Genomic DNA, 12040 nt, shown 5'->3' with positions numbered 1-12040 from the left:
GTCAGTCGACCGTCAGGACCAGCTTCCCCGTGGTCCGGCCGGTGTCGCCGAGCCTGTGTGCCTCGGCGGCATCGGCCAGCGGGAAGGTGCCGGCGATCGCGGGGCGCAGCTTCCCCGCCTCCACCAGTTCCGCGATCGCCGTCATGCCGGAGTGGGAGGCGTCGACGAGCATCCGCAGCGACCGGACGCCGAGCCGCTCGGCCTCCTCGTGGAACTCGTTCCCGCCGACCGGCAGGATCGACACCACGATCCCGCCCGGGCGCAGCACCCGCAGCGAGTTCGTGGACGTCTCGCCGCCGATCGTGTCCAGTACGACGTCGACGTCCTTGACGGCCTCGGTGAAGTCCGTCTCCCGGTAGTCGACCGTCTCGTCCACGCCGATCCCGCGCAGGAACTCGTGCTTGCCCGCGCTCGCGGTGCCGATGACGTACGCGCCGCGCGCCTTGGCGATCTGCACGGCCACGTGCCCGACCCCGCCCGCGGCGGCATGCACCAGCACCCGCTGCCCGGCCTGTACGTCGGCGTACTCCACCAGGGCCTGCCAGGCGGTCAGGGAGACCAGCGGCAGCGCGCCCGCCTCCGTGTGACCGACCGAGGCCGGCTTGTGCGCGAACCAGCGCGCCGGGGCGCTCACGTACTCCGCGTGCGAGCCGTGGCCCCACGGGTAGGCCAGCATGCCGAAGACCTCGTCGCCGGGCCGGAAGCGGGCGACGCCCACGCCGACCGCCTCCACCACGCCGGAGACGTCCCAGCCCAGGACGAAGGGCGGCTCGCCCAGGAACCCGCCGGTCGCGCGGTGCTTCCAGTCGGTCGGGTTGACGCCGGCCGCGCGGACCCGGACCAGTACCTCGTTCGCCCGCGGCTCGGGGCGGGGCAGTTCCACCACCTTCAGGACCTCGGGACCGCCCAGGACGTCCTGGCTGATGGCTCGCATCGTGTTCACAGTGCTCATGGTGAACCAGACTGCCGGGCGCCGCCCCGCAAGAAAATGGCACGATTGCCAACCTTCGATAAGATCGTGCCATGAGTGGTGAACGGCAGGTGGAACGGGTCGTGGTGCTGGCCCTGGACGGTGTGTACCCCTTCGAGCTGGGCATCCCCAGCCGCATCTTCGGCGCGGCCGACGGGCGGTACGAGGTGCTGACGTGCAGTGTGGACGGCCAACCGGTGCGCACCTGCGCCGACTTCACGATCGGCGTGGAGCACGGGCCCGAGGTCCTCGCCACCGCCGGCACGGTGGTGGTCACCTCCATGACGCCCTCGCACATCCCCGCCGAACTGCCGGCCGAGGTCGCCGCCGCGCTCGCCCGCATCCGCCCGGACGCCCGGATCGTCTCCATCTGCACGGCCGCCTTCGTCCTCGCGGCGGCGGGCCTGCTCGACGGCCGCAGGGCCACCACGCACTGGCAGCTGACCGACGCCTTCCGGCAGCGCTACCCGCAGGTCGAGCTCGACCCCGACGTCCTCTTCGTCGACGACGGCCGCGTCCTCACCTCGGCCGGCGCCGCCTCCGGTGTCGACATCTGTCTGCACATCGTCCGCACCGACCACGGCAGCGAGCTGGCCAACGCCGTGGCCCGCCGCTGTGTCGTACCGCCGTTCCGGGACGGCGGCCAGGCCCAGTACATCGAGCAGCCCGTCCCGGACAGCGGCACCGCCGGCACCGCCGCCACCCGCGCCTGGGCCCTGGAGCGCCTCGACGAGAACCTCACGCTGGCCGACCTCGCCGGCCACGCCCGGATGAGCCTGCGCACCTTCGCCCGCCGCTTCAACGACGAGGTGGGCCTCAGCCCCGGCCGCTGGATCGTCCAGCAACGGGTCGCCCGCGCCCGGCAGTTGCTCGAGTCCAGCGACCTGTCCGTCGACCAGATCGCCGGACAGGTCGGCTTCGCTACAGGCGCCTCCCTGCGCCAGCACCTGCACGCGGCGATCGGCGTCTCACCGCAGGCGTACCGCCGCACCTTCCGGACGGCGGCCCGCTAGACGCGAACGTTCCGTACCGCCGCCGCGTCGGAGGAGCGTAGGACGGCGAGCGGAACAAGGGGTGGGGGATGCGCGGAAGACTCGTGGCCACGACCGTTCTGGTCGCGTCGGCGGCGGTGGCATGCGGCGGTGAACGGGCCCAGGGGGACCTCGTGGTCAGCGGTACGGCCCCGGCCGTGCCCTACAGCGGGCCGCTGTACGTGCCCGCGAAGAACCTCGACGAGGACAGCGTCCGCGCCACCCGGATCGAGTCGGGCGCCGCGGGCCGGGCCCTGGAGTGCGACGGGGAGATCTACTCGGGCGGCGGCAGCGACCCGTGGAGCAAGGGCGACGGCGGCGCCACCCCGGAAGAGGGCCTCAAGGCGTACTTCGACATCGAGCAGCCCGAGGTTCCGCGGTACGGCTACCGGGTGGAGCGCCAGGAGGCGGACCGCGTTCTGTACTCCTTCGACGTGAACGGCCGGACCAAGGTCGCCGTCGTCGTCGCCAAGGACCAGAAGAACAGGCCCGGTTGGGGTCCGGAGACCAGCGCCTCCTGCGACCCGGCCGAACTCCCGGCGAGCTTCACCGACCAGCAGTGGTACGAGATCTGGACCGACCGGCACGGCGAACGGGTGCCGATCACCGAGGTGAACAGCAGCGTGGGCCCGGAGCACTGCGACTGGCAGAAGGCGCACTTCCTGTCCCTGGGGGAGGGGAGGAAGGGCAGGCTGTACGCCCGCGACCCCGACGGCGTGCTCCCCGAGGCCATGCTCACCTCCCCGTACGACGGAGACGTCCGGATGCCCGCCGACGCCCACGACACCGGATACCGCTACCACGGACGGCAGTTGTGGCTGACGGACGACCCGGCCAGGGCCTACGTCCGCACCTCCCACGGCGTGGAGGCCTGGCCGCTGGTGAAGGAGGGCACGGGCTGTGCGTGAGCCGTCACCGGCTCGCGTGCAGGGCCACAAGCAACTGCCAGACCTCGTCGGCGATGTGAGCGGCGTCGCCCTCCAGCAGCCCGTGCAGCCAGTCCGCCAGGACGCCCGCGAAGGTCGCGGCCACCGCCGAGGCGACCAGCGGAGCGTCCGCCGCACCCGCCCGCGTGCGCTCGCGCAGACTGTACGCCCGCAGGTCCCGGTGGAGCACCCGGCCCAGCGGCCCGCCGCCGCCCGGGGCCAGCAACTCCCGGTACAGGCCGGCATGCGGGGCGAGCGAGCCGAAGAACTCGCCCAGCGCGGGCGGCGCGTGCACCGGGTCCGGGCGGCCCGTCCAGGAGTGCAGCGCCTCCACCGCCTCCCGTACGACGTCCGCGCACGCGTCGACCGCCAGTGCCTCCAGGCCGTCGTAGTGGACGTAGAACGTGGCCCGGCCGACCCCGGCCCGGCGCACCAGCGCGGCCACGCCGACCTCGGCGAGGGGCCGCTCGGCGCACTCCGCGAGCAGGGCCTCCCGCAGCCGCGCCCGGGTGCGCGCGGCCCGCGGGTCCTCGGGCGCGGGGCGGGTCACCGCGCGACGAGGACGGCGGCCAGGGCGAGCGCGCCGGGCAGGGCCTGCGCGAAGAGGATGCGGCGGTTGGCCGTCGCGGCGCCGTAGACGCCCGCGACCACGACGCAGGACAGGAAGAACACCTGGGCGCGGAAGCCGGTCGGGTCCGCCGCGATCAGGCCCCACACCAGGCCGGCCGCGAGGAACCCGTTGTAGAGCCCCTGGTTGGCGGCCATCGGCGCGGTCGCCCGGGCCAGCTCCCGGTCGAACCCGTGCAGTGCCCGCCCGGGCTTCTTCTGCCACAGGAACATCTCCAGCACCAGGATGTAGGCGTGCAGGGCGGCCACCAGACCGACGAGCACATTGGCCAGCGTCTCCATCACCGAGCTCCATTTCTTGGACAGGTGTCCACTATAGCTGGACATCTGTCCAGGATGGCTCACCTGCTCGGAAAAGCGATTTGTCGATGTGTGGGCCGCTGGCGGAGAGTGACGGAACCCTCACTTCCGCAGGGCCTTCGAGGTTGATCTTTTTCGGTTCGAACCAGATAAGCTCCCGTTCGGCGCTGCGAGTTGACGCGATCACATTCGGTCCTCCCGCAGTGCGTGCGCACACGTGCGACCCCCCTTGAACACCCCCCTGTTCGATCGTGTTGCTTCGAAGGATGCAGATGGAACTCGCCACTCCGCCGCCGGCGGCGCGGGCCCCTGTCGCCTGGTACAGCTGGTGGTTGATGCCGCTGGCCTTAGGAGGCGGGACGGTTGCCGCCACGTTCATGAGCTCGGAGCGAATACTCGCCGGCGTCGCCGGAGCCGCGGCGACGGCCGCCAGCGCGGTCTGCGTACGGCTGCTGATCCGCACCCGCTCCCAGCTGACCCGCACCGAGGGTTCCTTCCGCACCTCGCAGGCCGAGCACTCCCAGCAGTGGCAGCAGCATGTCGCGGGCCTGGAGCGGAAGTTCACCGCCGAGCGCGCCTCGCTGGAGGCGCAGCTCACGGAGCAGGTCAACGGTTACGAGGCGCGACTGGCCGAGCAGGGCTCGACCTACGAGGCCCAACTGGGCGAGCAGGCCCGGACCTTCGAGGAGCGGCTCACCGAGCAGGCGAAGTCGTACGAGGCCCGGCTCGCCGACCAGGCCGAGGTCTGGCAGGAGCAGCTCGCCCACCAGCAGGCCGCCGTCGCGCGGCTCGCCGACGAGCAACTCCCCGAGGCACTCAAGCAGTTGCGGGCCGGTGAGGCCATCGAGGACCTGCTGCCCGCCGCCAACCAGTGCGCCAAGGTCAGCGCCGATCTGCAGGCCGAACTGCGCAAGGTGCTCAGGACCGCGCTGATCGGTGTCGAGGAGGAGTTCAACCGCTCCACCTCCGCCGAACAGGCCGTGATCAGCATCGGCAACCGCATCCACGTCCTGACCAGCAAGCTACGCGGCCGGCTGCACGAGATGCAGGGCGAGCACGGCCGGCTGCCCACCGTGGCCCGCGGCCTGATGGAGCTCGACCAGGAGCTCGGCCCCGCCGACTCGCTCGCCGCCAGCATCGGCGTGCTCGGCGGCTCGGACCGCCCCGGACGCCAGTGGCAGGAGCCCCAGCGCCTGCTCAGCGTGGTGCGCGGCGGCATCGGCCGGATCAAGGACTTCCACCGCGTCGAGGTGCGCCATCTGCCCGAACTGGGCGTCGACGGCGGCCTGGTGGACCACCTCACGCTGATCTTCGCGCACCTGCTGGACAACGCGGCCCGCTACTCGCCGCCCACCGAGCCGGTCCTCGTCTCCGGCAAGGAGGTCCCGAACGGCGTCGGCATCGAGATCCAGGACTCCGGCAAGGGCCTGAGCGAGGAGAAGAAGCGCGAGGCGGCCGACGCCCTCGCCGGCACCGCGGCCGGACCGGGCCTCGGCGGCATCTCCGAGGACGCCAGCATCGGTCTGCGCGTGGTCGGTGCCCTCGCCCGTCGCTACGGCATCCGCGTCACCTTCGCGGACTCGCCCTGGCTCGGTACTTCGGTGGTCGTCGTGGTTCCGCACAAGTACTTCAGCCCGCTGCCCGCAGGTCCCGCCACGCCGCCGGCCCCGGCGCCGCAGGCCGCCCAGGCGTCGGCCGGTGCCCCGGTGCGCGCCTCGGCGACCGCGGTGCCCGCGGCCGAACCGGACGAGGCCGTGGACACCACGCCCGGCGGACTGCCCCGGCGCCGCAGCAAACGGCACGAGGACGAGGGCGCGGTACGGCAGGAGCGCGCCGAGCGCCGTGAGGAGAGCACCGTCTCCGCCGTCCCGCCGGACGCCTCGTTCGCCGGCCTGGCCGCCTTCGCCACCGCCGGCCGCGAGTCCGTCGAGCAGTCCACCGTGGACCGTGAGTCCACCGAGCACCGCACCGAAGAGAGCGACTAGTCCACATGACGCAACAGGGAACCGACGTGAGCTGGGCGCTGCGCGATCTGGTGGAGTCCATCCCCGAGATCCGCTTCGCCCTCGTGGCCTCCAGCGACGGCAAGGCCATCACCTCCTTCGGCGCGGAGGACCCCGACGACGTGGACCGTTTCGCCGCCGTGGTGGCCGGACTGCAGGCCTTGGCCCAGCCGGTCGCCGAGCAGTTCCCCAAATACGCCGGGCAACTGCGGCTGGCGATGATCGAGGTCGACGGTGGCCACCTCTTCGTCGTACGCGCCGGGATCGAGACGTATCTCGGCGTCCTCGCCAGGGAAGGGCTCGACCAGGGCCTGCTCGGACACCAGATGAGGGATCTGGCCCGCAGGATGGGCGAGCTCCTCGGCACCACTCCGCGCCTGGAGGAGCACTCTGGATGAGTGCTCCCCGCCGGCCCACCGATCCGTCCGGTCTCGAGCGCTACTACGTCCTGACAGGAGGACGCAGCGGACCGGGCGGTTCGGCGTCGAGTCTTGACGTGGCGACCCTCATCGTCTCCCTGGCCGCCCCCGTACCGGGCATGCAGCACGAGCACGAGGAGATCCTCCGGCGCTGCCGCGATCCGCTGTCGGTGGCCGAACTCGGCGCCCATCTCGGATTGCCCTTCAACATTCTCGCGGTGCTCCTCACGGATCTGCTCGAGGCAGGCCGCGTCGAAGCCCGTGACCCCATCCCGGCGCACGGCGTCGGTCGCGGGCCCGACCTCGCGCTCCTTGAGGAGGTACTCAGTGGACTTGAAAGGCTTTGACCGTCCGGGGCGGCCCGGTGGGTCCGGCCCCCGCTCGGTGAAGGTGATGATCGCCGGCGGCTTCGGCACCGGAAAGACCACCATGGTCCGCTCGGTCAGCGACATCAAGCCGCTGACCACCGAGGAGACGCTCACCCAGGCCAGCGCCGACGTCGACCACCTCATCGGCGTCGCCGACAAGACGGAGACCACCGTCAGCCTGGACTTCGGCAAGATCAGCCTCAACGAGAGCCTGATGCTGTACCTGTTCGGCACGCCCGGCCAGGAACGCTTCTGGTTCCTGTGGAACGGCCTGTTCAAGGGCGCGCTCGGCGCGGTCGTCCTGGTCGACACCCGGCGGCTGGCCTCCAGCTTCCGGGCCATCGAGGAGATGGAGCGGCAGGACGTGCCGTTCGTCGTCGCCCTGAACGTCTTCCCCGACTCCAAGGACTACCCGGTCGAGGAGATCCGCGACGCCCTCGACATCCCCGAACACATCCCGGTCGTGGCCTGCGACGCCCGCGACCGGGCCTCCAGCCGTGACGTGCTCGTCACGCTGATACGTCACCTGAAGGACCGCTCGGCCGTCGCACTGGAGTCCCGATGAACGCCCAGCCCTTAAACGGTCCCGACGCCCCGCGCGGCTGCCCGGTCGCCCACGGGGGCGACCGCACCCGGCTGTTCGGGCCGGAGGCGTCGACCGACCCGTACGGCATCTACGAGCGGCTGCGCAAGGAGCACGGGTCGGTGGCGCCGGTGCTGCTCGAAGGCGACGTCCCCGCCTGGCTGGTCCTCGGCTACCGCGACAACCGGCGGGTGCTGGACAACCCGCGCCAGTTCAGCCGGGACGCACGGATCTGGCGGGACTGGCGGGAGGGGCGGGTCTCCGAGACCCATCCGCTGATCCCGATGGTCGGCTGGCGGCCCGACTGTGTCTCCCAGGACGGCGAACCGCACCGCAGGCTGCGCGGCGCGGTCACCGACGGGCTGCTCGCGGCGTCCAGCCGCGGTGTGCGGAGACACGCCACCTACTTCGCGAACAAGCAGATCGACGCGTTCGCCGACGCCGGGCGCGCCGACCTGGTGGCCGACTACGCCGAGCACCTGCCGATGCTCGTGCTCACCCGGATCCTGGGCCTGCCCACGGCGGAGGGTGCACGCCTGGTCGAGTCGTGCGCCGAGGTCTTCAAGGGCGGCGAGGGCGCCCTGGAGCACAACGAGCGGATCATGCAGATCCTCTCCGAACTCGCCGAGCGCAAGCGGACCGAGCCGGGCGCCGACTTCGCCACGGCCCTGCTGGAGCACCCGGCCGGCCTCGACCACGACGAGGTCGTCAGCCATCTGCGCCTGGTGCTGATCGCCGCGCACACCACCACCAGCAACCTGCTGGCCCGGGTCCTGCAACTGGTTCTCAGCGACGCGGGCCGGCTGTCCGGTCTGGTCAGCGGGCAGCTGAACATCTCCTCGGTGGTGGAGGAGGTCATGTGGGACACCCCGCCGCTGGCCGTGCTGCCGGGCCGGTTCGCGGCCACCGACCTGGAGCTCGGCGGCCATCACATCCAGGAGGGCGAGCTGCTCGTCCTGGGCCTTGCGGCCGGCAACCTCGACCCGGAGGTGCGGCCCGACGCGGGCGTCGCCGTGCAGGGCAACCAGTCGCACCTGGCGTTCAGTGCCGGACCGCACGAGTGCCCGGGGCAGAACATCGGCCAGTCCATCATCGAGATCGGCGTGGACGTCCTGCTGCACCGGCTGCCGGGCCTGCGTCTGGCCGTGCCCTCGGAGGAGCTCTCCTCGACCGCCTCCACCTGGGAGTCCCGGCTGGACAGCCTGCCGGTCGAGTTCTCCGTCTGACACCTCCGCTGCCCGGCCGGACCCCGGCCGGGCAGCGGCGTCTCCGCAGGCCGCCGGCGTCAGCCGTCGAGCCAGTCGCCCGTGACGCCGGTGGGACGGTATCCCGTGGCGTTCCAGAGGAAGTGCGGGTGGGCGGCGCCGAACATGTAGGCGAGCAGGGCGGTGTCCTCCCTGCCGGTCCGCGGGTCGTGCAGGGTGTGGAACATCTCGGATCCGACCGCTCCGGCGTCCTGCTGGACCTGACGGGCGCGGTCCGTGGACGCCGCCGCGGCTGATGCCTCCACGGCGGCCATGTAGGTGCGGCGCAGGATCTCCCACGCGCTGTCGACGTTGCCGTACCAGGGGCCGTGTATCGCTTCGAAGGCGTGCAGCTCGGTGTCGAGGAGGGACCAGGTGCGGGGGAACTCGGCCCGGCAGCGCGCGGACAACTCGGCGGCCCGGGTGCTCAGTTCGGGCACGGTGGGCCGCGGGGCGATGGTCAGGTCCGTGCCGTGGGTGAGGATGCCGCTGCACGAGTTGGGCTGCAGGTCGCAGAGCGGGCAGGCCTCGGCCGGTGGCAGGCCCTGGGTGATGCCGTCGAACCACAGGGCGTGGCGGCCCGTCAGCCCCATCCAGACGATGGTGGTGGTCATCAGCCAGGTGTTCCACATCGGCGTGTGCGCCTCGGGCATGCAGCCGTACTTGACGATGGCTATCGCGCACGCGGCGTAGAGGGCCTTGGTGTGGGTGGGCATGTCGGCGAGCCAGAAGTTGCTTATCTCGCCGGTGAGGGCGTCGGCCCGGACGTCGGCCATGTCGTCGATGGCGCGGCACAGCAGCAGGGAGGCTAGGTTCTCCTCCTGCCAGAGCTCGGAGTCGGGCGCGACGTGCCAGAACAGGCAGTCCAGCATCTGCAGGACGGAGTAGGTGCTCTGGTCGAGCGGGTTGCTCTGGGGGAGCGTGACGTTGCCCGCGTGGTGCTGCCGGAGCCAGTACTCGTCGACGGACCGCTTGTGGGCCGAGAAGAGTCCGGAGACCAGGGCACGTGCGCTGTTGGTGCTGAAGTTCTCGGCCAGGCGGCCTTCGACGTGCTGGGTCAGGCGTGTCGTGTCGATGGTCTCGATGACGCGTTTGTACTCGTGGAACACGAGGATGTCGTCCTCGAAGCGGTGGCGGTGGCCGAGGTCCCGCTCCAGGTCGTTCATCTGCCGGGTCCAGGACCAGCCGCCGGTCAGCACGCTGTCGAGTTCCCGGCGGTAGGGCCAGGTCTTGACGCGCAGGGGACGGCCGGCGCTCTGCCGCCAGCGGTAGTCGTCGAGCGTCCGTGCCGGGGGAGTGGGCAGCCGGCGGCACAGAGGGCAGGAGCAGGCGGTCGTCCGCTCCTGCTCGCGCGGCGGGGCGAGCGCCCGGCTCCGCCAGGCCCCTTCCAGCATCGCGCAGGTCAGCCGGCACACCTCGACATCGTTGCCGACCTGAGGGAAGGCGGCTTCGATCATGTCCAGGCTGGTGTTGAGACGCCGCAGCCGGGCGTGGCCCTCCTCGTCGGGGGGCAGGAACGCGGGCCGCGCCAGATGGAGGGCTCCGTCCACCCGGAGCGTGGTGCTGAAGTTCGGTGAGCCGAGGGCGTCCAGCCGCTGCCGAGCGGCGCTCTGGCAACCGCGGTACTCGTCCGTGCTCCCCTTGACACGTTCCACGAAGAGGCGGGCCAGGGCGCCGGCCGCCTCCGTGGGGTCGACTCTGCTGCCGGGGCTGTCGAGGGGGAGATCGAACGTGACGTCCTGAGGCATGTGCTTCCTTCCGGGAGACGACGATGCAGAGCCCCCCGCCCCTGCGAACGGGTGGCCGAAATGGCCACCCGCGCCCTCGAACTCAGCTTCTGCGAACGAAAGTTGAATCGAGAAGCGGTACGAGGCTGCCCTGAGCGTAAATGATCTACGCGTGACCTCGCCGTGATCTCCGTTACTGCTCACGCCTCGTGAGCTGCGTATACTCCCTCCCCTCCCACATAGGTCAGTGCCACGCGCGTCTCCGCGATCGCCTCCGGCGGCCCGTCGAACGGGTCGCGGTCGAGGACCACGAGATCCGCCAGCGCACCCACCTGGATCCGGCCGGTGTCGTCGAGGTGGTTCACGTACGCCGATCCGGCCGTGTAGGCGGTCAACGCCTCGGTGAGAGTGATGCGTTCGGCGGGCAGGAAGACGCGGGCGCCGTCGGCGCCGGGCTCGACGCGGTTGACCGCGACATGGATCCCCTGGAGCGGGTCGGGGCTGCTGACCGGCCAGTCGCTGCCCGCCGCCAGCGTGGCGCCGGAGCGCAGCAGAGCGCCGAACGGGTACTGCCAGGCGGCCCGTTGCGAGCCGAGGAAGGGAATCGTCAGCTCGTCCATCTGCGGTTCGTGCGCGGCCCACAGCGGCTGGATGTTCGCCGTGGCCCCCAACTCGGCGAAACGTGGCACGTCGTCGGGGTGCACGACCTGAAGGTGCGCCAGATGCGGCCGCGTGTCGTTCGGCCGGTTCGCGGCCCGCGCCGCCCCGATCGCGTCCAGTGCGTCGCGTACGGCCCGGTCGCCCAGCGCGTGGAAGTGGCACTGGAAGCCGAGCGCGTCCAACTCGGTGACGTACTTGGGGAGTTGACCGGCGTCGATGAAGCTCTTGCCGCGGTTGGCGGTGGCGCAGCCGCACCGGTCCAGGTACGGATCGAGCAGCGCGGCCGTGCCGTTCTCGGCGACCCCGTCCAGCATCAGCTTGACACTGGTCGCCCGGAACCGGCCGCGGCTCAACTCGGCCCGCTTCTCCACGAGTTCGGGTATCTGCTCGGCCCCGCGCTCACGGTCCCACCACAGCGCGCCGACCACCCGCGCGGTCAGCGAGCCGTCCCGTACGGCCGCGAGATACGCCCCCGACGGGTCGTCCATGCCGAGGAAGTCCCCGACGAGCGCGTCCTGCCAGGCCGTGATGCCGAGCGCGTGCAGATGGCGCTGCGCGTGCAGCAGGGCCGCCAGCCGGTCGGCCGCGGTGGCCGGCGGGGTGAGCCGCCCGACGAGCTGCATCGCCCCCTCCTGGAGTGTGCCACCGGGTTCGCCGGTGGCGTCCCGCTCGATACGTCCGTCGGCCGGGTCCGGCGTGTCCTTCGTGATCCCGGCCAGCTCCAGGGCACGGCTGTTGACCCAGGCGCCGTGATGGTCGCGGTTGGGCAGGTAGACCGGCCGGTCGGGCACCACCGCGTCCAGCAGCTCCTTCGTCGGCGTACCGCCCTCGAAGGCCTCCATCGACCAGCCGCCGCCGAGGATCCACTCCCGCCCGGGATGCGCGTCGGCGTACGCGCGCACGGCGGCGACCGTCTCGCCGGCGGTCCGCGCCCCGGTCAGGTCGCACTGGCTCAGTTCCAGGCCCGCCGGGATCGGATGGACGTGCGCGTCCTGGAAGCCGGGCAGCAGCAGCCGCCCGGCCAGGTCCACCACTCGGGTCCGCGGCCCCGCGAGATCCAGGACCTCGTCGTGGCCGACGGCGGTGATGCGGTCGCCGGTGACGGCCACGGCGGTCGCGGTGCGGCCCTCGGGGGTGAGGACGGGGCCGCCGGTGAACAGGAGATCTGCGTGCATGGTCCGT

The 12040-nt window shown here is 71.7% G+C and carries 12 protein-coding genes; 7 read left to right on the top strand and 5 right to left on the bottom strand.

Annotation, left to right across the window (positions count from 1 at the left end; translation table 11 throughout):
- Position 1: 1 nt before the first annotated feature.
- Entirely contained in the window at positions 2 to 952 is a 951-nt protein-coding gene (locus tag MQP27_RS24090) for an NADP-dependent oxidoreductase (protein ID WP_242767445.1), read from the bottom strand.
- Between the two features lie 71 nt (positions 953 to 1023).
- On the opposite strand from MQP27_RS24090, the gene MQP27_RS24085 reads away from it, so the two are divergent.
- Together MQP27_RS24085 and MQP27_RS24080 are read left to right on the top strand one after the other, a co-directional pair.
- Positions 1024 to 1983 (top strand): GlxA family transcriptional regulator, encoded by a 960-nt coding sequence (locus tag MQP27_RS24085; protein WP_242767444.1) that lies wholly within the window; start codon positions 1024 to 1026, stop codon positions 1981 to 1983.
- Between the two features lie 68 nt (positions 1984 to 2051).
- Positions 2052 to 2909: a hypothetical protein gene (locus tag MQP27_RS24080; RefSeq protein WP_242767442.1), complete on the top strand. Its 858-nt coding sequence runs from the start codon at positions 2052 to 2054 to the stop codon at positions 2907 to 2909.
- A 4-nt stretch (positions 2910 to 2913) separates the two neighbouring features.
- On the opposite strand, the gene MQP27_RS24075 is transcribed toward MQP27_RS24080, so the two are convergent.
- Together MQP27_RS24075 and MQP27_RS24070 are read right to left on the bottom strand one after the other, a co-directional pair.
- Complete coding sequence (locus tag MQP27_RS24075) at positions 2914 to 3477, bottom strand: TetR/AcrR family transcriptional regulator (RefSeq protein ID WP_242767441.1); 564 nt, start codon at positions 3475 to 3477, stop codon at positions 2914 to 2916.
- Complete coding sequence (locus MQP27_RS24070) at positions 3474 to 3836, bottom strand: DUF1304 domain-containing protein (protein ID WP_242767806.1); 363 nt, start codon at positions 3834 to 3836, stop codon at positions 3474 to 3476. Before MQP27_RS24070 ends, MQP27_RS24075 begins: the two co-directional genes overlap by 4 nt.
- Before the next feature lie 290 nt (positions 3837 to 4126).
- On the opposite strand from MQP27_RS24070, the gene MQP27_RS24065 reads away from it, so the two are divergent.
- The 5 genes from MQP27_RS24065 to MQP27_RS24045 are packed head-to-tail and all read left to right on the top strand — an operon-like array spanning position 4127 to position 8453.
- A complete protein-coding gene (locus MQP27_RS24065) occupies positions 4127 to 5839 on the top strand; it encodes a sensor histidine kinase (RefSeq protein WP_242767440.1) in 1713 nt (570 codons plus the stop codon).
- Positions 5840 to 5844: 5 nt separating this feature from the next.
- Positions 5845 to 6255 (top strand): roadblock/LC7 domain-containing protein, encoded by a 411-nt coding sequence (locus MQP27_RS24060; protein WP_242767438.1) that lies wholly within the window; start codon positions 5845 to 5847, stop codon positions 6253 to 6255.
- The gene (locus MQP27_RS24055) at positions 6252 to 6623 is read left to right on the top strand and encodes a DUF742 domain-containing protein (protein ID WP_242767437.1); all 372 of its coding nucleotides are present in this window, start codon (positions 6252 to 6254) and stop codon (positions 6621 to 6623) included. Before MQP27_RS24060 ends, MQP27_RS24055 begins: the two co-directional genes overlap by 4 nt.
- Complete coding sequence (locus MQP27_RS24050) at positions 6604 to 7209, top strand: GTP-binding protein (RefSeq protein WP_242767436.1); 606 nt, start codon at positions 6604 to 6606, stop codon at positions 7207 to 7209. The genes MQP27_RS24055 and MQP27_RS24050 overlap by 20 nt, the downstream gene beginning before the upstream one ends.
- Complete coding sequence (locus MQP27_RS24045) at positions 7206 to 8453, top strand: cytochrome P450 (protein ID WP_242767435.1); 1248 nt, start codon at positions 7206 to 7208, stop codon at positions 8451 to 8453. Before MQP27_RS24050 ends, MQP27_RS24045 begins: the two co-directional genes overlap by 4 nt.
- 59 nt (positions 8454 to 8512) lie before the next feature.
- Here MQP27_RS24045 and MQP27_RS24040 read toward each other — a convergent pair whose 3' ends face one another.
- Together MQP27_RS24040 and MQP27_RS24035 are read right to left on the bottom strand one after the other, a co-directional pair.
- A complete protein-coding gene (locus MQP27_RS24040) occupies positions 8513 to 10219 on the bottom strand; it encodes a hypothetical protein (protein ID WP_242767434.1) in 1707 nt (568 codons plus the stop codon).
- Between the two features lie 179 nt (positions 10220 to 10398).
- Entirely contained in the window at positions 10399 to 12033 is a 1635-nt protein-coding gene (locus tag MQP27_RS24035; RefSeq protein WP_242767433.1) for an amidohydrolase, read from the bottom strand.
- Between the last annotated feature and the right edge of the window lie 7 nt (positions 12034 to 12040).

This window comes from Streptomyces cylindrosporus, assembly GCF_022698165.1.
Taxonomy (GTDB): Bacteria; Actinomycetota; Actinomycetes; order Streptomycetales; family Streptomycetaceae; genus Streptomyces; species Streptomyces cylindrosporus.
This window is presented reverse-complemented; position numbering and strand designations above follow the sequence as displayed.